Genomic DNA, 21,471 nt, shown 5'->3' on the forward strand with positions numbered 1-21,471 from the left:
CGCCGGACAACGAGCGCGCGCCGATCCCCCCCTCACGAAAACCGGCGAGCGCCCGCGTACCGATTGCCGTTCTAGAAGCTCAGGTTGAGCGAGGCCCACAGCGTGCGGCCCGGCTCGTTGATTCGCGTCGTCGTCGGGTAACCCGCTACGGTGGCTCCAGCACGGCTGAGGTGCTCGGCGTAGGTTTTGTCGAAGACGTTATCCACGCCCGCAGTCAGCGTCGCCCACTCGGTTACCCGCCAACCCGCGTTTAGCGAGTACACGGCAAAGCCCGGCGTCGCGCCGATGTCCTGTCCGGCAATCGTGCCCTGCCCCGCGGCCACGCGGTTTTGCGCCGCGACAAATCGGGCCAGCCCGCCGACCGACCACTTCGGCGCAGCGTAAGTCAGGCTGAGGCGCCCCTCCAGCGGCGGTTGCTGCGCGAGCGGCGTCCCGTCGCTGCGGTTGCGCCCGCGCACAGCCGCGAGGCTCGCATCCGCCTGCCAACGCTCCGCCCACGTGTAGCCCAGCCCCGCTTCGCCGCCCCACGACTCGGCATCGACACTGCGCACCGCAGTCACCGTGCGCATTCCCTTCTGCACGCCGTTTTGAAGCAAGATGAAGTCGTCCACACGATTCGCAAAAACCGCAGCGAAGGCCCTGAAGTCGCCGCTCGTGTAGTTGAGCCCGAGGTCGAGCTGCGCGGTCTTTTCGCTGTGCGTGCCAAACGCGCTGCGCGAGCCGAGGCTCTCGTGCCGGATCAGCTCCCAGTAGTCGGGCGCGCGCTCCGTGTAGCCGATCCCCGCGTAGCTCGTCAGGCCGGCGGCATCTTGCTCGCCGTGTTCGTAGCGCAGAAAACCCGCCCCGAGTGTCGAGCGCCGCTTCTGGTTTGCCGTGGGGTTGGGCACCGCACCGCCGCCCATCATCCCGCCCGACAACACCTGGCGCCGATCACGGGCACGCCACGTATCGACCCGCCCGCCGAGCACGACCCGCGAGCGCGGGCCAAAGGCCTTTTCCGCTTCGCCGAAGAGCCCTGCGCTCTCCGCCGTCGCGTCGTCCACCCAAGTGCCCGTGTCGCGCGAGCGGTGCCTCCCGTCGCGGAAGTCACCGCCCAAGCTCAGGCCCAGCGACTCGCCCAGCGCGAGCTCGCCCAGCACCCGCCCACTCCACACTTGATGGCCCGGGCGGGACTCCATCGCCATCATCCCCGGCGGGCGCAGCCGGAAGTTATCCATGATGTGATCCGCCGAGTTGTAGGCGACCTGCGCCTCCACGCGGGAGACGCGCTCGGTGAGGTTTCGCCTCTCCACGCGCAGGCTGAGGTTTTCCCGATCCAGCTTCGTGGCGTCCATCCCCCCGTGTCCGTAAGCCGCTTCGCCCTGGCCAAGGTTCCCCGAAAGCTCGACCAGAGTCTGCTCGTCGGGAGTCCAGCCCAGTGCCGCCTGGAGGCTCGCACGCTCGTATTGCGAATGCACCCGGCGGCCATCCCCGTCCTCATAATCTGCCGCGCGGGTGTGATTCAGCGCGAGCTCGCCATAGCCCCAAGACTCCCCCGCGCGGACATTGAGCGTCCCATCCCGGCGCCCGAAGCTCCCCATCGTCGCCACCGCCTCGGCCTCGATCGTGCGCTGCGCGTAGTGCCGCGGCTCGCGCTCAAAGAGGACGACGCCCGCCGAGTTTCCCGGGCCGTAGAGCACGGACTGCGGCCCCTTGAGCACCGTCACCCGATCAAAGGCTCGCGGGAAAACATAGGCCGTCGGCGGGTCCATCCGGTTGGGGCAGCCGCCGAGCACGCTCTGCCCATCGAGCAGCAAATCGAGCCGCGAGCCCGCTTGCCCGCGCAAGGTGACCTCGCCACCCGCACCGCCTTTTCGCCCGACAGAGATGCCCGCAATCGTCTTCAAGCTATCCGCCCCATCTTGCGCCGGGATCGGCTGCGCAGGCGCGCGCAGGGAAGAAACCACCGTGAGCGGCCGAGAGGCCGCGCGCACACTGGTGACCACCAGCGGGTCGAGAATCTCCGCCGCGTCGCTTCCGGCTGTCGGCTCCGACTCGTGACACTCGCAACCCTCATCGGCTGCGGCGGCATGAGCATGAGCGTGAGCAGGCGAGCGATTGGTACCGTGCCCGCCCGAGTGATTGTGAGACTGTGCGGCTGCGCTCAGCGCCACCGCCAAAGAACTTAAAATTCCTAAAAAAGTTTTCATTATAATTTCCCAAGATTTTATTAATAATATAGTTATAAATTCGGAGTGCCGGGGGGGGCGCTCCTCTCGCGACACACGCGGTGGGCCCCAAAGCCGGCTTCCGTGCGAACAGGAAAAACAACGCCGCGCGGCGTGCAGCACACTCGCATCAACCGCAGCGAGCCAAAGACGCCGTCATGAAAAGTCGCAGCGACAGGCCGCAGCATTATCGGCAAGCCAGCCTGATGCGCCGCCCTGACGAGCGGCGCGCGTTTATGAAACCAAACAGGCTAAGCCACCGACTTTCGCGGCGGGGGCGATGGAGGCGCGCCACGCTCCGCAGAGCGCGCGACCTGATCGCCAGACGACCACTTGCCCGCAGCGAGCACGGGCACTTCGGCGACTTCGATTTCGACCGCCGAGTAAACGCTCAACATCGGCTTGTCCGCCTTTCGGCTCGCAGCCGTGTTGGCGGGCAAATCGGGCGACTGCCTGGCCTCATCGACCGCCGCGCAGAATTCGCACAACTCACCGCCAAAGGTGTTTTCCAGTGCCTCCCCCAAAGTCGCGCCCGCACTCGTCGCTTGCACAAACATCCGCCCCCAGGCCAAGCCTTGCACCAGATCCCACTGCGCACCCGTTGTCAGAAACGCGGCGAGCAAAACGGCAATAAGCTGGAAACGCTTGGAAATCACGAGGGGAAGCAGAGGGTAGCCATCCACATGAGCCGCACACGCGACAACGCAAGAGCTGCGCCCTGCCTAATCCGTAAGCGCAGCCACTTATTAGCCCCGCACACCGGAGCCATTAGCCTGCATTTTAGAGCAGGCTGCGCCGGAGTTCACGGTCTTCATCCACTACGCGTGGGGCGGCAGGCGGTGCCTGCACCCATTTACTGTGCGGTTTGCTTGGCGGGCGTTCCGCCCGCCAAGCAAACCGCACAGTAAGGACCTCCCGACCTCCAGTCGGGCAAGAGATTACTCATAAACTCAAAAATTCGCCCCAATGGGTTCCCGCTTCATCCGCGTTTGATGCCTCACTTCCTGTCGCAACGCGACTGGAGGAGGTACCGTTAAATTTGCGATTTTGTTCGGGCGCACAGCGCACGGGCAAAATCGCAAATTCAATGGCACGTGGCGCCACGCCACCGCCCCACGCGTAGTGGAGAAAAGAGTTACGGGGCGAGCATGCGGATGCGGCGATCTTTGCGGGGGAAGCGCAGGGTCACCACGGTGCCCAGCCCTTCCTTGCTCTCGATGCCGATCTGGCCGCCGTGCTCGCGCATGATCCGTTGCACGACCATCAGGCCCAGCCCGTGCCCGCCTGCCTTTGTGGTGTGGTAGGGCTGGAAAAGGCGCGTGAGGTCTTCTTGCTTGATGCCTGCGCCGCTGTCGGCGAAGGCGAGGTACACGGCCTCGTCGTCCGCGTGTGTCTTGATCCGCAGGTGGCCGCCGGGTGGCATCGCCTCTACCGCGTTTTTAATCACGTTGAAGAAGACCTGCGTCACCTGGTTGCGGTCGGCCATGACGGGGGCGAGCCCGGCGCTGGTCTCGGCCTCGACTTCGATTTCGCGGTCGGCCAGCTCGCGCTGCTGAAAGGCGAGCACCTCGGCGAGGAGCTCGCCCAGATTGGTCTCGCGCAAGTCGGGTGGCTGCGGGCGGATCGCTTCGAGGAAGTGGGTGATGATGCCGTCGAGCCGTTTGACCTCCGCTTCGCAGATGCGGATCGAGTCGGCCACGGCATCGACCTCGCGCGCGGCAGGTGCCTCGCCTGCCAGTCGGCGCAGCTTTCGGTTAATCAATTGCAGGTGGATCGTGAGAGAGTTGAGCGGGTTGCCCAGCTCGTGCGCCACGCCTGCCGCCAGAAGCAGGATTGAGGAGGTGCGCTCGTTTTCGATCCGCTCTTCGGTGCTCTGCTTGGTGCGCGTGATGTCGGTGAGGATCACGGTCGAGCGCGGCGCACCCGCATGCTGATCGGCAAAGGGCACGAGGTAGAGTTGCACGGTGCGCGGCTCGGGATAGCTGAGCTCAAACTCGCGCGTCATGACGGGCAACGCGGCGGCACCAGCCTCGCCCGCTTGCGGCGGCGAAGACGAGGCCTCCGCCGCTACCTCAATGCCGAGCGAAGCCTGAAGCCCGGGGACGAGCCGCCACAGCTCTTTGCCCAGCAGGCTGTCGTCGGCCTGGCCGAGGAGCTGATGCGCGGCAGCGTTGGCGTACTCGATCTCGCCGCTGGGCGAGATGACGAGCACGCCTTCTTGCAGGGTGTTAAAAATCCCCTCGAAGAGGCTGCGCTCGCGGGCGAGCCGCTGCACGAGGTTGGTGAGGTTTACCGAGTCGAGCATGTCGATACGGCCCAGGACTCGATCCAGAGAGGAATGTTTAATCGGAGGCATCGGGGAGGAAGCGGTTCTGGTTACGGTTACGTGGGAACAGAGTTCCCACATAAGAGCCGCTCAATCGCTCGATACTGAAGCGAGAAAGTCGCCTTGGCCGGGATCGACGCGGCGCGCGAAGAGCTTGCGCAGGAAAACCTCCCGATGCTGCGGCGAGCGCCCGTGGGCGAGCAGAGCCTCGCGGTGCTGCTCGGTGCCGTAGCCCTTGTGCTGCTCGAAGCCGTACGCGGGAAACTCGCGCGCGAGCTCCCGCATGAGCCGGTCGCGCTTCACCTTGGCGACTACGGAGGCCATCGCGATACACAGCGAGCGGGCGTCGCCCTTGACGATGCCCACGTGCGGATAGGGGAAGTGGCGCAGCGCGAGCCCATCGATCAAGATCTGCGCGTTGGCGGGCGGCTGGTAAGCGCTCAGTGCCTCCGGCCCCGAAAACAAGTCCGGCTCCGGCGGGCGCTCGGGTGCAAAGGCCGAGGGCGGATAGAGCCCCTCCAGCGCGCGGCGCATCGCGAGCTTGGTCGCGCCCAGGATGTTGAGCTGCGCGATCTCGTCGACATCGGCCAGGCCCCAATGCAACCGCAACTGCGCCTGACCGGCGAGCACCTCGAAGTCGAAGCACAGGGCCTCGCGCTCAAGCGCGCTCAGCTGCTTCGAATCGTTCACACGGCCCGCGTTGGCGAGCGCCCAGCGCCCTTCCAGAAAGTCGCGCGTGACGAGCACCGCGGCTGCCACCACTGGCCCCGCCAGCGCACCGCGCCCCGCCTCGTCCACGCCGATCAGCCCCGCGTAGCCTGCGATTTTTTTAAGATCAAAACTGCGAAGCTGTCGCCGCCTGGCCATCGTGCTCGGGTTGCTGCCGCCTGTTCTGCCGGTCGTCGCGCGGGAGGAGGAGCTGGTGGGACGCGTCAGCCCTGGCGCTCCAGCTTCGGTGCCGGTGGCCGCAGCGGCAGCTCGTCCAGTTTGCCGAGGTCGGCCACCACTTCGTAAGCGGTGCGGAAGTGCAGTTTCGCAAAGTCGCCCAGTGCCCGCGTGCCAAACTTTTCGATGATCTGCGCGGCCTGTTTTTTCACCAGCGGGCCTGCGCCCTTTTGCAGCGGCTCGCCAAACTTTTCGGACAGCGTGTGCATCTGCCGCACATACTCGGCGCGCGCGATGATTGAGGCTGCCGCGACGACTGGATCGGCCTCCGCCTTCGGCCGCATCTTCAGCTCAAAACCGACCGGCAGCTCGTCCTGGAATTTCCGCAACTCGCGCTGCACGAGCGGTTGCTCGCTGAATTGGTCGAGCAAACCCCACTCGACAGGCCGCACCTTCAGTGCCTCCGCCAGTGCCTTCGCGTGCTGCCAGCCGAGGAGCCGGTTCAGGTTCGCACTCGGGCGCGACATCAGCGCGTTGTACTTGGCCATCGTTTTACAAAAACAGGTACGCACGACCACGCCGCTGCTCGCCCGGATCAGCCGATCCAGTGCTACGATCCGCCCGTCGGTCATCTTCTTGGAGTCCTGCACGCCGGCCTCGCGCCACGCCTCAATCGCGTCCCGATTTGCGATAACGGTGGCCGCAATGAGCGGCCCGAAGAAGTCGCCCTTGCCGCTCTCGTCGAGCCCCGCATGCGGCTCAAACCACTCAGGATGCTGGAGCTCCTCGTAGCCGAGCTGCGCCTCGCCGGTGATCTCTGGCTCTAGCACGTTTTTGACAAAGTCCTCCGTGCCCTTGCCCGCGATGACGACCTTGTCGCTCGTGTACGCGGCGATGTTGAGCCGCGCCTCAGCCGACTTGAATGCGAAGTGCGTGTAGGCCAGCTCCACGCGCTCCCAGCCGCGCGACTCGCAATACGCGCGCAGTTTCTGCTGCTGCGACAAATCGAGCTTTATCGTGTAGAGACTGAGAGTTTTGGGCGCCGGAGCATCACCTGCCCCAGCACTCGCCGCGCGTTTAGCCATGCCTCACGACTAGCCACGGTTTCGCCAACAAGCACAAAGAGAAAATGCCCGCTGGCGCGGACGCCCGTTTTCGCCCTTGCTCGCCCGCCTCTTGCCCGACCGCCCCGACAACCCTCAAGCCGCCCTCATCGCCGCCGCCGCCCCATTTCGCGCAGCCCTGCTCGACTGGTACCGGCGGCACGCGCGCGTACTCCCGTGGCGCAACGCGCCCTCGCTCTACAAGACGGTCGTCAGCGAGTTCATGCTCCAGCAAACGCAGGTCAAAACCGTGCTCCCGTACTTCGCACGCTGGATCGCCGCGCTGCCCGACTTTGCCGCACTGGCAGCCGCGCCCGAAGCCCAAGTTCTAAAACTCTGGGAGGGCCTCGGCTACTACAGTCGCGCGCGCAACCTCCACAAACTCGCCCGCGCGCTGGCCCCGCTCCCCGAACCGCCGCGCCGCCCCGAAGAATGGCTCAGCCTGCCGGGCATCGGGCCCTACACCGCCGCCGCGATCACGAGCATCAACTTCGGCGCGCACGCCGCCGTCGTTGATGGCAATGTCGTGCGCATCCTCGCCCGCCTGAGTGCCGACGGCACACCCTACCGCGACAGCAGCACCGCCGCCAAGACCTTCGCGCCGCTCGCCAGCGCACTGCTCAACACCGCCGCCCCGGGTGATCACAACCAGGCCATGATGGAGCTCGGCGCGACCCTGTGCCTGCGCCGCAAGCCGCTCTGCCTCACCTGCCCCGTGCGCACACTGTGCGCCTGCCACTCGCGCGGACTTGAGCCCGAAAACTATCCGCGCCTCGCGCCCAGGCAGATCGAGAAACTCACGGTCGCGCGGGCTTGGTGTGTGAAAAACGGGAAGCTCCTCCTGCACCGCACACCGGCAAAATCCCGACGGCTCGCCCACCTCTACGAACTGCCCAGCGCCGAACAACTGGGAACCCGCGCAGGCGATTTTTTTGGCACAACGGCAAAACCCCTTCTCACCAAAAAACGCGGCATCACCCGCTATCAGATTACGGAAAACATCTTCGCCGCCGAAGCGCCCGAGCCGCTCCCCGCCGACTTGGAGTGGATCGCTCTCGACGAGCTGGAAGCCATCACCCTCTCCGGCCCACACCGCCGTTGGGTGCGCGAACTCTTGAGGGCAACGCCCTAAGTCGTGTGCTCAATAGATTTGAAAAGGCCCCACTACGCGTGAAGCGGTGGCGGGGCGCCACATGCCATTGAATTTGCGATTTTGTCTGGGCGCTTCGCGCCCAGACAAAATCGCAAATTTAACGGGGCATCCTCCCTGTCGCTTTGCGACAGGCGAGGAATCCCAAAGCGCGGATGGAGCGAGAAACCCATTGGGGCGCAGCGAAAAAGTTTACGGATAAACGTTGCTCTGACGCGCGTCGGCAACGACGACGCGCAAAAAGAGACGGTCGAAGACCGCGACCGGAGGTCGGGAATTCCTTACTGTGCGGCTTGTTCGTCGGGCGTTCCGCCCGACAGAAAGCCGCACAGTAAATGGAAGTGGTCACCGACCACCGCTGCCCGCGCAGGGCTACCCCTCTCTCCCGCCCCACGCGCAGTGGGTGGGACTGGCGACTCCAGTGCTACTCGGCGTAGCGGCGGCGCAGCATCTGGGTAAAGGCCTGCACCTTGTTCTTGCGACGGCGCTTCTCGCAGGGCTTCTCGTAGTAACGGTTTGCACGGACGCCTTTGATGATGTTCTCGCGGTCGAGCTTCTTCTTCATCCGGCGAATCGCACGGTCGATAGGCTCGTTTTTGCGGATCTTGATTTCGATGGGCATGGAAGAGTGGCGGAGTCGTTACTGGGAAGCGGGAAAAGTCGGGCAGCAAGCGACAGCCACCCGCGCCCGTCAACGGTTTTTTGGGGGGCCGCCAGCCGCTTCCCCCGCGCAGTCCGCAGGGGCGCGCGCAAGCGGCGGCCAAAGGCAGCCTTGAGACTTGCGCGCACCCAACCTCGGTTTTGGGCTCTGCGGCCAAGTGTCCGCGACCGATCAAAACTTCGTCCACCTCCACGTCCACACCGACTACAGCGTACTCAACGGAGCCTGCCGCATCGACCGCTTGATGAAGCGCACCACCGAGCTGGGCATGTCCGCTCTGGCAATCACTGATCGCGGCAACCTCTTTGGCGCGATAGCGTTTTACGAGGCCGCGCGCGCCAAGGGCATCAAGCCGCTCATCGGTTGCGATATGAATCTCGTAGAGACCTCCCGACTCGAAAAAGCGGGCCACGCCGATGATGCCAAAACCGAGGGGAAAACCACTTTCCAGCAAGGGCTGCTCGCGCGCGACCTGGAGGGCTACCACAACCTGCTCAAGCTCGTGTCCGATGCCCACCTGCGCGGCTTTTACTACAAGCCGCGCACGGACATGGAGATACTCGCTGCGCACGCGCGCGGTTTGATCGGCTTCACTGGCGGCCTCGCCGCGCTCATCCCGCAGCACCTTTTGCATGATCGCGAAGAGGAGGCACGCCGCGCTTGCGCGCGCTTTGTCGATATCTTCGGTCGCGAGAATTACTTCGTCGAACTGCAAGACCACGGCATCCCCGAGCAAAAGAAAATCATCCCCGGGCTGCTCCGGCTCGCCGAGGAATTCGACCTGCGAGTCGTCTGCACAAACGATGTGCACTACATCAACGCGAGCGACGCCAGCCCGCACGACACGTTGCTGTGCATCCAGACCGCGGCCAAACTCAGCGACCCTGGACGCTTCAAATTCAGCACCACGCAGTTTTACCTGAAATCGCGCGACGAGATGGCGCGCGTCTTTAGCGAAGTGCCCGAGGCGCTCAGCAACACACAGCTCGTGGCCGACATGTGTAACCTCGAAATCCCCTACCCCAAGGGCTCCGAGCGCTACCCCAAATACCCGCTCCCGCCCGAGATCCGCAGCGAAAAAACGCCCGCCCAATATCTCCACCAGCTCTGCGTCGAGGGCCTGCGAGCGCGCTACCAGGTCGACTACGAGCAAGTCTGCACCGAGCCCGCCGCGGCCGGGCGCCTCGACCTCATCCACAATCGGCCCGAGGGCCAAAAACCGCAGCCGCCCGACTACGCCGGACTCACGCGCGAGCAGGAGCTCGTCGTGCGGCTCGGCTACGAGCAGGCGATCATCGAAGTCACCGGCTTCGTAGACTACTTCCTCGTCGTCTGGGACTTCATTTACTGGGCCAAGCAGCGCGACATCCCCGTGGGCCCCGGACGCGGCTCCGGCGCGGGCTGCCTGGTCGCCTACCTGCTCGGCATTACCAACATCGACCCGATCCGCTTCGGCCTGCTCTTCGAGCGCTTCCTCAACCCCGAGCGCGTGTCGCCGCCCGACTTCGACATCGACTTCTGCATGCGCCGCCGCAGCGAAGTCATCGACTACGTGCGCGACAAGTACGGGCGCGATTGCGTGGCAAACATCATCACCTACGGCACCCTCGGGGCAAAGATGGTCGTACGCGACATCTCGCGCGTCCATGACCTGCCCTTTGCCGAGGCCGACCGGCTCGCCAAGATGATCCCCGACGAGATCAACATCGAGCTACGCGACGCGCTCAACCGCTCCGCCGAGCTCAAAAACGAGTACGAGCGCAACCCGCTCGCCAAAAAAATCATCGACCAAGGCTTCGTCCTCGAAGGCCTCGTGCGCAACACCGGCAAGCACGCTGCGGGCATCATCATCACCGATCAGCCGCTCGATAACTTCGTCCCCCTCACCCTCCAGGAAGGCGACGTCACGGTGCAGTTTTCCATGAAAGCAGTCGATAAGCTCGGCCTGCTGAAAATGGACTTCCTGGGCCTCAAAACCCTGACCGTCATCGCCGACGCCGTCGCTCACGTGCGCCGCACCAGCCAGCCCGACTTCGACATCGACAGCATCCCGCTGGACGACGCCCGCACCTACGAGCTGCTCAACGCGGGCAAGACCGTCGGCGTCTTCCAGCTCGAATCCGGCGGCATGCAAAACGCCGCCCGCCAGGTCGGCATCTCCAACATCGACGACATCAACGCCATCTCCGCCCTGTACCGCCCGGGCCCCATGCAGTTCATCCCCGACTACGCCCGCGGGAAAAAGCAGCCCGACACCATTTCCTACCCACACCCGCTCCTCGAAGACATCCTGCGCGAGACCTACGGCATCATCGTCTACCAGGAACAAGTCATGCAGTGCGCCCAGCTCATCGCCGGCTACAGCCTCGGCGAGGCCGACATGCTCCGCCGCGCCATGGGCAAGAAAGACGCCGCCGCGATGGCCAAGGAGCGCGAACGCTTCGTCCGCGGCGCGCACGAAAAACACGGCATCCGCGAAGCCAAGGCCGACGAGATCTTCGAGCTCCTCAACAAGTTCGCCCAATACGGTTTTAACAAATCGCACTCCGCCGCCTACGCGCTCGTCGCCTATCAGACCGCTTACCTGAAGGCCAACTACCCCGTCGAGTTCATGGCCGCCGTCCTCACTGCCGAGCTCGGCAACGCCGACAAGGTCGCCCACTTCATCGCCGAATGCGAGGCGATGGGCCTCACCGTCCTGGGCCCCCACATCAACGAATCGCGCGAGAGCTTCACCCCCGTCGGCGCGAAGATCCGCTTCGGCCTCGCGGGCATCAAGGGCGTCGGCGAGGCGGCCTCCCAGCGCATCATCGAAGAGCGCGAGCAACACGGCCCCTACAAAGACTTCGACGACTTCATCGCCCGCATCGACTCGCGCGCGGCCAACAAACGCGTCCTCGAACACCTCATTAAAACGGGCGCCTTCGACTACACCGGCGCGCCGCGCCAAGTGCTCTTCGAAGGCATCGACGCCGCACTCGCCCAAGCCGCCGCACTCGCCCGCGACCGCGCCGCTGGCCAAAACAGCTTCTTCGACATCCTCGCTGCCGAGCCACCGCCCGCGAGCGCTGCCCGAAAAACGGGCGGCGGCGACGGCAGCCCGACTGCGAGCGCGGCAGGGCAAACCACAAGTGCTGGCGACGCGCAAAACCAGCCCGCCGCAGAGGGCGACTTCAGCACCGCACAGAAACTCCAATTCGAGAAAGAGCTCCTCGGTTTCTACGTCTCCGGCCACCCCATGAACCTCTACAACGGGCTGGCCGAAGCGATTGACACCTACCCCGTCGAACAACTCTTGCAGCTTAGCGAACGCCGCGACTTCCGCCTCTGCGGCATCGCCGGAAACATCGTCCGTCGCCTCTCGCGCAAAGACAACCGCCCTTGGGCCGCCTTCACCCTGGCGACGCGCCACGCCTCGCTCGCGCTCAACATGTTTTCCGAAGCCTACGACCGCTACGGCAGCCACCTGAGCTCCGAAACGCCCATCCTCGTCCAGGGCAACGTCATGATCGGCGACGAAGGCCCGCGCCTCAACATACGCGAGTGCTACCCGCTCGACACCGCACTGCCCGCGCACATCCGCGCCATCACCTGGCTGCTTCACCCCGAGCACCCGCAGCTCCCCGACTTTCTCCAGCAACTGCGCGCAACCCTCGACGGCCAAAGCGGCGACACCCGCCTGCACCTCGGATTCCTCTTCCCTGCCGACCAAGCCTCCGCCGCCTCGGCAACGGCAACGGAAATGGCGACCGCCACACCCAACGCGCCGCGCGTAGCCGCACTCGCCGACATCAGCACCGCCCTTAGCTGGCGACTCGACCCGCAAGCCTTCCAGCGACTCCGCGCCCACCCCGCCACCGCCGGCGTGCAAATCGAAACCAAGCCGCTGGAGCTCAAAAACGACCGCCGCTGGTCAACCCGCAGCTAGGCCACGCGCGCCGCCAGCCAGCCACGCATCGTAGCACCGCAGCTCCACAACCACGCTGGGGAGGAGCAGGCAGGAGAGATTACAAGCCGCCGAGCTCGCGAAGCTGGAGGGAGTCCTTCAATTGGAGCCTGTTGAAGGAACAGCCAGTACAGCCTCGCGGCCAAGCAAAAGGCCCGTGCGCTGACACACGGGCCTTTGAGTGAAACACTGTGGAAGGGGCGAACTACCGGGCCACGGCTGGTTCGCAACGACGGCGGCGGGGCTGTGCGCTCACTGTTTTGTGGCGTCCAGCTTGGTGATTTCGCTGGCGGCCAGCAACAGCGCACCGACGCCATAGAAGTGAGTCTCTTCCTTACTCACCGCTGTGGGGCGGGCGCTGACCCGCTGCACGTAGCCCAGTTTACCATTGGGCTCGACTGCGCGCTTTAGCGCAGACCAGCCCTTTCGCATTGCGGGCTCAAAGCGTTCGCGGTCGAGCAGTCCGGCATTGATGCCCCAAGCCAGACCGTAGGTGAAAAAGCCTGTGCCGCTCGTCTCAGGCGGAGAGCCCTCGGGAGACAGTAACGAGGGCGGCCAGTAGCCATCATCCTTTTGCAACTCGATCAGACGCTCGGCCATCTCGACAAATATCCCGCGCATCCGCTCCGCATCGGGGCTGCCTGCGTCCAGCAGGGGAAGCGAGCGCGCCATCCCCGCGAATACCCAGCCATTACCGCGGGACCAGAACTGCTTGTGCCCCTGATGGTCAGGCAGCTCGAAGAAACGCTTGTCGCGGTAGTAGAGACGCTCGACCGGATCGTAGAGAAAGTCGGTCGTCGCCCACCACTCGCGCAGGGCGTGATCGCGGTAGCGCGCGTCGCCCGTTTGATTGGACAACTCAAACATCGCAGGCGGCGCCATGAAGAGCGCATCACACCAAGTCCAGACACCTCCCGAGGCACCGGGGTTCAAGTCTCTTATGTGGCCGCGGGGTTGCTCGGCCAATGTCTCCTCGAAGACTCCAATCGTCGGCTCGAGGGCGGCCTTGCCCGCACCATTGCGCACAGCCCACAGGTAAACTTGGGAAATCGCCTGATCATCCCCATGATACGGCTCCCCGACTGGCCGCCAGCTCTCTTTGGCGGGCTGCCAATTGTTGCTGCGGCCCATCTTCATGATCGCCTCGCGGATGTCGGCGGGCGCGCCATCCGTATCCGCAAGCGCGGTCATACCGATCCAGAATGCCGCATGCTCCCAGCTCTGCAGGGCTTTTATCGCACCGGCTTGCGTCAACTGCCAGCGCGCGGAGCGGACGGCGAGCTCCAGCGGAGATTCGGGAGCTGGCAGGCTGCGCAGTGAGTGGTCGAGCTGAACGCTGCGCTCGCCGCCCCAGACGCGCTCCCAAGACGTGGGTGCATGTGGGTCACTCCAGAACGGATCGTCGGGCGGCAGCCCGAGCGGCAACAGGGCCACACTGCACAAATAAAGGCTGCCCGTGCTGATATAGTGTTCGGCCAAGAAAGGCTGGCTCCCCACGAGGCCGAGCCGCAACCAACCCTCTTCGTCAAAAGTACCCGGAGCTTCAAGAGTGCGCCGAATCGCACGGGTGAGCGCCGTGCGCGCAGCCGCGGGGGGGACGGAGCCCGGCAACTCGCGCCGCAGCGCAATATCGGCCAGAGTTTGAAGGGCACCAGCACGATACACAATCGAGCGCCCCGTTGCAGGGAAACTGCCGTCGGGCGCGATAAGCCGCTCCTGAACTTCCGCGTAGCGCCGCGCCACAACACGGGCCTCTCTTTGATGCTGGCGAAGCGCTTCAGACTCGTGGGCCACCTCGTCCAGAACACCGAGCAACATCGGCTGGATCACATAGGAGTTGTAATAGTCCCAGCGGAGTTGAGGGCCATCCCCGTAGGTCCCGTCACCGAGGTACCATTTCTGGAAATTTTCTAACGCGGGAAAAAGGCGCGAGTCGTCGCGAGGCTCGCCACCTCGGGCAAGGGCAACCTCAACGAAAGCCGAAAACAACTGCCAGTTACCCGAGTTGGCGAAGGGGACCTTGCGCGACTCTTTCAATCGGGCGATGAGATTTGCCTGAACACGAGGCTCCAGCTTTTCCCAAAGTTCGCGCGGGGCTCTAAAAGTCGCCTGCGCAAGAAAAGCCGCATCAACCAGCGGCTGCCAGTTTTCTGAAAAATTCATCCTGTCTGGAGAATCGGGGTCGGTCGCCGCATCGATTGCGCGGCGCGCAGCTTCCGCGAGCCGTCCGCGCAGTTGGCCTTCGGGCGTGTCATCGGGCCCGAGCTCCAACCAAGGGGCGATGCCGACAAGAAGCCGACCAAGCGCCTCCAGATGCGCAAACTCGTCACGACCATGAACGTCGCCCCCGGACTCGTGCGTCGCCCGAGTTTCGATTGGCATCCTCAACTTGAACTCGCGCGCATCAAGCGCGTCAAAAATCGGCTCGGCGAGCTGGGTCGCCCAAGCCACCCACTGCGCGCGAATCGCCACCGGATCAGTTTCTTCATTCAGATTTGCAGGCGACGCCTGCGCCTGGCCAAACAAAGGAAAACCAAGCAGCGCAAGGAGCAGCGCACGAATTGACGAAGAACTGCCTCTGGCCAAGAGACGCGCCCGTGCGTGAAACGGCCCGGCAAGAAATTGGAACAACCCCACTACTGGGGCAGCTCTAAAGAGCAGGGAATAACCTATCTTACTCATACGGATTTAGGGGATCAGGGATTTAGGGAACGAAGGGGGGGATATTCCGCATACGAAAATGCGGGATTCCACGTAGGCCGCACGGTTCAAACGAAATTGCAAGATGCCAACGTGCTCAATTGAGCGAAAAATAGTTAATGCCGCATCCGCCCGCAGGGCCTTCCCCCAGAGCAAAGGGCCCGGGTGCTGTGATGCACTCGGGCCCTTTAAAAAATGACTGCGAAGAAACGCGCCACTTGGCGCGGGCTTAACTCGCTACAACAAAGGCAGGCTTAGCCTGCTCACTATTTCGCAACGTCCAGTTTGGTGATTTCGCAAGCAGCCATAAGCAGCGCACCCACGCCATAGTAATGAGTATCGTCCTTATCTACTTGCCCCGGGCTGCTGGCGACCCGCTGCACGTAGCCCAACTTGCCATTCGGCTGGACTGCGCGCTTTAAAGCAGACCAGCCCTTTCGTGCCGCTGGTTCGAAGCGTTCGCGGTCGAGCAGGCCGGCGTTGATGCCCCAAGCGAGGCCGTAGGTGAAAAAGCCTGTGCCGCTGGTTTCGGGCGAGGAGCCTTCCGGGGACAGTAGCGATGGTGACCAGTAGCCGTCTTCCTTTTGCAGTTCGATCAGACGCTCGGCCATCTCTACAAACAGCCCGCGCATCCGCTGTGCATCAGGACTGTTTGTGTCCAGCAGGGGCAACGAGCGCGCCATCGCCGCAAACGCCCAACCGTTGCCACGAGACCAAAAGATCTTGTTTCCTCGTTCGTCGCGCTGATCGAAAAAACGGTTGTCGCGAAAGTAGAGCCTCTCAACCGGGTCGTAGAGGAAGTCCGTGCAGGCCCACCATTCGCGCAACGCATGGTCGCGGTAGCGCGCGTCACCCGTTTGTTTGGACAGCTGGAACATTGCAGGCGGTGCCATAAACAGCGCATCAACCCACGACCAACGATCCTGAGGCTGGGGGTTTGGCGAGTAAGATTTATCCCGCAGGGTAAGGGCCAAATGTACGCGAGGGTGCTCGGCCACCACTCGATCAAAAATTGACTTGGTCGGCTCAAGCGCAGCTTTCCCCGCGCCATTACGTGCCATCCACAAGTAAGCTTGGGTCATCGCTTGGTCGTCAGCATGAAATGGCCGATCATAGATCTTTTGCCAGCGATAGTGGCGCCCTATCTCCAAGACCGCCTCGCGAATGTCGGCAGGGGTGCCGTCCATATCGGCCAGGCCAGCTAGTCCAATCCAAAACGTAGCATGCTCCCAGCGGCGCAAATCCTCCTTTGTGCGATCCAGATCAGCTAGTTGCCAGCGGGCGGCGCGAACTGCAGGCTCCAGCGGCGTTTCAGGTGCTGGCAGGTTGTACAGAGCTCGGTCAGGCCAAACGTCATTTTCCCCGCTCCAGATTCGCTCCGAAGACGTCGGGGCGTACGGATCGCTCCAGAATGGATCGTCGGGCGGTAGTCCGAGCGGCAGGAAAGCTACGCTGCACAGATAAAGACTACCGGTACCAATGTAATGCTCGGCAAGCAGGGGTTGATGGCCAGCGAGGCCAATGCGCAGCCAGCCCTTTTCGTCAAAAGTGCCCGGTGCATCAAGTGTGCGCCGGATAGCACGGGTAAGTGCAGTGCGCACCGCCGCAGCTGGGGGAGCGGGACGGACGATGTGGATGGTATTTCCGTCTTCGGTGCGCGTGACCACGGGCTCTGGCAATTCGCGCCGGAGCGCGATGTCTGCCAGGGTTTGAAGGGCACCGGCACGGTAGGTGATTGAGCGTCCGATCGCAGGGAAGCTTCCGTCGGGGGCGACAAGCTGTTCCTGTAAAACCGCATAGCGTTGCGCCGCAGCAAGGGCCTCTCTTTGGAACTGACGGAGGGCTTCGCTCTCGTGGGCTACCTCATCCAGGATGCCGAGCAGCATCGGCTGGATTACATAAGAGTTATAGTAATCCCACCGGAACTCGGGACCGTCTCCATAGGTTCCGTCGCCGAGATACCATTTCTGGAAGTTTTCCAGGGCGGGGAAAAGGCGCGAGTCGTCCCGAGGTTCGCCTCCCCGGGCGATGGCAAGCTCGACGAATGCCGAGAATAACTGCCAATTATTCACTCTAGGTTGTACGTTGCGGGTCTCTTTCAGGCGAGCAATGAGATTGGCCTTAACCCGAGGCTCCAGCTTTTCCCAAAGTTCGCGCGGTGCCCGGAAAGTCGCTTGCACTAGAAACGCTGCATCAACGAGTGGTTGTCCGCCCGTCAAAAAGTTCATCTGATCGGGAGAGTCAGGATCGGTAGCTGCATCGATCGCCCGACGGGCAGCCTCCGCCATTTTCCCGCGCAACTGCCCCTCTGGCGTGTCGTCTGGACCAAGCTCCAGCCAAGGGGCGATCCCAGCGAGAAGCCGACTAAGGGCTTCCAGGTGGTTAACGGCACTGCGGTCAAACCCTGAGACTGGTATGGGTGCGTGGGTAGCCCTTGTTTCGACCGGCATTCTCAATTTGAGCTCACGCTTATCGAGCGCGTCAAAAATCGGCTCGGCAAGTTTGGTGGCCCAAGCCACCCACTCTTGCCGGATCGCTGCCGGATCAGTTTCCTCGTACAATGCCGTAGAAGTCCCAGCACGTACCGGAATACTTGTTTCTGCAAAAATAGTGCAGCCAGTCGCGGCAAGCGATATAACAAGAATTAACAATCGATGAATAGCCATAGGGGAAAGGGGGCAAGCCTGCACTGTGGAATGTCCCAATGCAGGCGGACAAAGCCCTATATGCGTAATGTCCCGAAAGCCAGCGGAAAACTACGGTCTTCTACCTTTTTTAGGAAGCAGCCAGTACGTCCCTACTTGGGGTAGTGAGAGGTCGTTTTGAGCTGGGTGGCGTTGCTGCTTGATTGAATTCGCAAAATGAGAGCAATGGTACGATAAGTAAAAAATATCACCGGCAACCCCGGAAGGTGCTGGCACTACACAAAACGCCGCGTACAAACCCAGCCCCGACTTGTACATCTCCCGACAAAGTACGCATCTGCCCAAATTGCTCGCGCTCCAAGATGGCATAGTCTTCCCTACATTACCTCTTTTAGGATCTCCTAAGTAGAGAAACAAGGGACTTATTTAAGCATCACCAAACTAACTCTATTCCCCCTCATTCCTAGAATATCCTGTTTGCCAAAATACCCAGTCATCAACAGTATAACACGTCCACTCATCTTCAGTATAGTCGACAAACCGACTCCTCAGGTTCCTCTGGGACCATATTGGTTCAGCGATTGTGATTTGGGAAACACGCCCCTTATAAGAAGGGGCTACTTTAATTCCGTTGCCATAAGTAGGAAAAATATGGGTTGAGGGATGCCTCACAAAGTCTAGCTCTAGAGCTAATGCAGGGTTTGATATAGCAATAATCGAACTACGATGCGTGGCTATTAATCGAAGTTCATTTATTACTCTGGGAGGTGTAATAAAGGCAAAGCCCTGCACGCCAATGTATGCAGGAGGCGAGCGCCCCTCCACAGCCTGGACCGACCGGGAAAACTTCAAAACCCCAAAGATCATAACCCCAAAAACAAATACCTGAGTCAGAATTGAGAACTTCCTTTTCTCAAATGCATAAACGACAACCACAGCAGACAAGAGAATACCCGCTTGTTGGTAGTACCGGTCCCTTAGGGCAACAGAGTACCCCAAGATGTAAAAAGTAGAAAATACAACGACGGTAGTAAGTGCGGCAATCCCTGCAAAGCGGAGGAGAGGCCTCCTCTGAAAAACAAAGTACACATAGAGTATTATGGCAAAAGGCGAAAGCCAAACAAAAATTGAGGCAACTAAGAGCCATACATCATCATACTCCTTATGTAAAAACCTGATACCAGCCCTAACTATGGGCTCCTGAAAGTTGGAGACTGAGGTCAAGGGTGACATAGGGGTGTAGGCCAATATTTCCCTTAGGCTATACCTATGCTCCCAACCTTGAAGCGGAGACCCTTCACCACTTAAAAAACAGTGCCTTAGTATAACATATAACAGACCTACTATAACCAAGGGAAAAGACACCCTTATTACGTCTCCTATTCTTCGGGAAGCTCCACCTAACCCTTCCAGGCTTAAGCCAACCAATCGCTCCGACCAAAGAAACAATAGTATACAAATTGCATAAATAGCAAATGAATACTTAATATAAGATCCTATTACAAAAAGTATCGGCAGAGTACAGACTAATAGTATGCTTCTATTCCTGAGTTTCCACGCGATAACCGCAACCCAAGGCCATAGGGCCATAATTAGCGGTTCTCCCCCCCAATAGCCAATAAAGCCAGTCAAGTTTTGTGAGGAGCACCCAACAGCTGCGGCAATCCAGGGAAGGCTCTCGCCAGGAGCCCCCAGCTCGGCAGCCAACACGGCTGATCCAACACAGCCCGAGAGGGAACAAAGAAACGCCAGGAGCAGAGCAGCATGTGCCAAAGAGAGGCCGGCTAGATTTAACAGCCCGTGGAAGAGATATTGACCAGGGGGCCACCAAGTTACGGCGACCTCGGTTGTCTGTGCGATGTTATTGGGATCGGGAACGGATATTGTGTTCCATGTTCCTCCATTCATAAAGTTAACCCATGCTCGCAACCCCGCGGCGGGATCGAAGCCTACCTGAGGTGGAACAATGAGAAATCCGACTATCATCCCGAACAATGCTGGGAAGAGGGCTGCAAGAAAGACGCGTTTGGCTGGAAATGGCTCGTCTCCTAAGAGGGACAGAGCTGATTCTTGATCGCTATCAATGGGCATAAACTTACCGGGCTAGCTTTGCGTTGTGAGTGAAAGGTGGCTTACAGAGAGTCCGCACGTCCCCAGATAAGTTCGCAGCACCTCCCGGTTTATGACTTGAAATACCAAAAACCCCTTAGGCACGCTGCGCCAGCAACTGGGCGGCTGCCTGTTACAAAGCGTTCTTCATGCGCCTCCACTTCCTCCTCCAAACGAAACCACTTCAGCGCTTTAGTTTTCCGATATAGGCAGCGCTTCACGCGTAAGGCACTTGCCTTGGTCGCCTTAGCGGGGCGCACGCTTGAAAGACTCGCCAGGCCTTCCCATTTCCCCGCAGCAGCTAAGCTCAATATGCATGTCGACCCGAAAGGCACAGCCACTTCAGTGGGGGAAAAGCAGCCCGCCTCCCAGCCTCCCATTCGAGGCGCGACTGTGCGCGCGGATTTCAACGATCTGCGCGCGGTCATCCACTACACCAAAGCCGCCCACGAGCTCGGTCTCTGGGCCTCTGAGCAACGACTCATTGAGTGCTATTTCCCTAAAAAAAACGCCCGACTCATTGAGGCGGGTTGCGGGGCGGGCCGCGTCTCAGTCGCACTCGCCGAAGCGGGTTATACGCGGCTCTACGCTTTTGATTTTTCGGAAGAGCTCCTCGCTCAGGCCCACAGCCTCGTCTGCGAACGCCGCCTGGAGAAGCGCCTCACCCTCTTCCATGCCGACGCTACGCGCGTCGCCGCACACCCCATTTTGCAAGGCACGGCTCCTTTCGATGGAGCGCTCTTTCTTTTCAACGGGCTGATGCAAATCCCGCTGCGTCGGAACCGTCGGCGCGCCCTGCGTCAACTCGCCGCTCTCTGTCGCCCCGGCGCACCGCTGCTTTTCACCACTCATGATCGCGAGGACTCGCCGGAGGAACGTGCCCTGTGGCGGCTCGAAGCCGCACGCTGGACACGCGGCAAACAAGATCCCGCCCTGCGCGAGTTCGGCGACCGTTATTACGAAGACGCCGCAATCGGGCGCACCTTCATGCACTTGCCCACGCGCGACGAAATCTTGGCCGACCTGAAAGCCACCGGCTGGCAGCACCACTTCGACGCCATGCGCCGAGACATCGCCCGCGAGCCCCGCCCGGTCCGCGAGTTTTCCGACGAATGCCGCTTCTGGGTCGCTCATCAGCACTCTTGAATCAGCCGTATCCGCGGATAAAATCCCACAAGCGGCCTATATAAAAGAAGGTGCTGTCTTGACTTTGGGTTATAGGTTGGCCCATTTTTTGACAGTTTTGATCTGTTGAGAAGGGGGAGCCGTAGTTGAATCGGAACTCACATTCTTCGAGAAATAAAAGGAAGTGCTTTCTGGGGATCCCGTTGTATTTGCGCAGGACTCGCCTGGGTTGGTTCCAAGAAGCTTTCGATGCTATTGATGTGGTTGCCCTGTTTGGAGACAAAGGTTTTGGCATGGTTGACGCGGTGGTGTCGAAAGCCCAGAATATCCAAGATATTATAGCTTGAGAGGCTGTCAGCATAGACTAATGAATCGCCTTTAGCTCTTGTTTTTAAGGTAGTTAAAAGAGTCTAACTAGAGGAACCTGCCTTGGAGATTGTAGCCTTTGCCGCCTCGTTTGAGGATTCCAAAGACGCAAATCTTATCTGCTACTCCACGGCCAATCTTACCTTTGCGTACCCCGCCAAAATAGCTCTCGTCGCACTCGAAGATCCCGAGCTCGGGCTCCACCTCTGCCATATTGGAGGCGATAAGTATCCGAAGCGTGTGGTAGA

At 61.4% G+C, this 21,471-nt stretch carries 12 protein-coding genes and 1 pseudogene; 3 read left to right on the top strand and 10 right to left on the bottom strand.

The window, feature by feature from the left end; all coding sequences use genetic code 11:
- Positions 1–71: 71 nt before the first annotated feature.
- The 5 genes from AXK11_RS02265 to rnhC form a co-directional block, all read right to left on the bottom strand.
- On the bottom strand, positions 72–2,189 hold the full coding sequence (locus AXK11_RS02265; protein WP_082780774.1) for a TonB-dependent copper receptor: 2,118 nt from the start codon (positions 2,187–2,189) through the stop codon (positions 72–74).
- Positions 2,190–2,458: 269 nt separating this feature from the next.
- A complete protein-coding gene (locus AXK11_RS02270) occupies positions 2,459–2,863 on the bottom strand; it encodes a hypothetical protein (RefSeq protein ID WP_156469147.1) in 405 nt (134 codons plus the stop codon).
- A gap of 479 nt (positions 2,864–3,342) precedes the next feature.
- On the bottom strand, positions 3,343–4,563 hold the full coding sequence (locus tag AXK11_RS02275) for a two-component system sensor histidine kinase NtrB (RefSeq protein WP_068628923.1): 1,221 nt from the start codon (positions 4,561–4,563) through the stop codon (positions 3,343–3,345).
- Between the two features lie 60 nt (positions 4,564–4,623).
- Entirely contained in the window at positions 4,624–5,400 is a 777-nt protein-coding gene (rnhB, locus tag AXK11_RS02280) for a ribonuclease HII (RefSeq protein WP_068628925.1), read from the bottom strand.
- A 65-nt stretch (positions 5,401–5,465) separates the two neighbouring features.
- Positions 5,466–6,503, bottom strand: coding sequence for a ribonuclease HIII (rnhC, locus tag AXK11_RS02285; protein WP_068628927.1), 1,038 nt, complete (start codon positions 6,501–6,503; stop codon positions 5,466–5,468).
- 91 nt (positions 6,504–6,594) lie between these two features.
- On the opposite strand from rnhC, the gene AXK11_RS02290 reads away from it, so the two are divergent.
- Positions 6,595–7,653 (top strand): A/G-specific adenine glycosylase, encoded by a 1,059-nt coding sequence (locus AXK11_RS02290; protein ID WP_068628988.1) that lies wholly within the window; start codon positions 6,595–6,597, stop codon positions 7,651–7,653.
- A 442-nt stretch (positions 7,654–8,095) separates the two neighbouring features.
- On the opposite strand, the gene rpsU is transcribed toward AXK11_RS02290, so the two are convergent.
- Positions 8,096–8,293, bottom strand: a complete 198-nt coding sequence (rpsU, locus tag AXK11_RS02295; protein ID WP_068628929.1) for a 30S ribosomal protein S21 — start codon at positions 8,291–8,293, stop codon at positions 8,096–8,098.
- Between the two features lie 196 nt (positions 8,294–8,489).
- Between rpsU and dnaE the strand changes: the two genes are divergently transcribed.
- A complete protein-coding gene (dnaE, locus tag AXK11_RS02300; protein ID WP_068628990.1) occupies positions 8,490–12,260 on the top strand; it encodes a DNA polymerase III subunit alpha in 3,771 nt (1,256 codons plus the stop codon).
- A 270-nt stretch (positions 12,261–12,530) separates the two neighbouring features.
- Here the strand turns inward: dnaE and AXK11_RS09975 are convergent, their stop codons facing one another.
- From AXK11_RS09975 to AXK11_RS09630, 3 genes are all read right to left on the bottom strand, one after another.
- Positions 12,531–14,864, bottom strand: coding sequence for a DUF2264 domain-containing protein (locus tag AXK11_RS09975; protein WP_197456765.1), 2,334 nt, complete (start codon positions 14,862–14,864; stop codon positions 12,531–12,533).
- Between the two features lie 380 nt (positions 14,865–15,244).
- Positions 15,245–17,644 (bottom strand): DUF2264 domain-containing protein, encoded by a 2,400-nt coding sequence (locus AXK11_RS02315; RefSeq protein ID WP_082780775.1) that lies wholly within the window; start codon positions 17,642–17,644, stop codon positions 15,245–15,247.
- Positions 17,645–18,070: 426 nt separating this feature from the next.
- Entirely contained in the window at positions 18,071–19,714 is a 1,644-nt protein-coding gene (locus tag AXK11_RS09630) for a hypothetical protein (RefSeq protein ID WP_156469148.1), read from the bottom strand.
- A gap of 330 nt (positions 19,715–20,044) precedes the next feature.
- Here AXK11_RS09630 and AXK11_RS02320 point away from each other — a divergent pair, with 330 nt between their 5' ends.
- Positions 20,045–20,878 carry a class I SAM-dependent methyltransferase gene (locus tag AXK11_RS02320; RefSeq protein WP_082780776.1) on the top strand — a complete coding sequence of 278 codons (834 nt, stop codon included), beginning with the start codon at positions 20,045–20,047 and terminating at the stop codon, positions 20,876–20,878.
- Positions 20,879–21,015: 137 nt separating this feature from the next.
- Here the strand turns inward: AXK11_RS02320 and AXK11_RS10340 are convergent.
- Positions 21,016–21,204: pseudogene (locus AXK11_RS10340) on the bottom strand (hypothetical protein); the annotation flags it as partial.
- Positions 21,205–21,471 lie beyond the last annotated feature (267 nt).

The sequence above is a fragment of the Cephaloticoccus primus genome (assembly GCF_001580015.1).
Lineage (GTDB): Bacteria > Verrucomicrobiota > Verrucomicrobiia > Opitutales > Opitutaceae > Cephaloticoccus > Cephaloticoccus primus.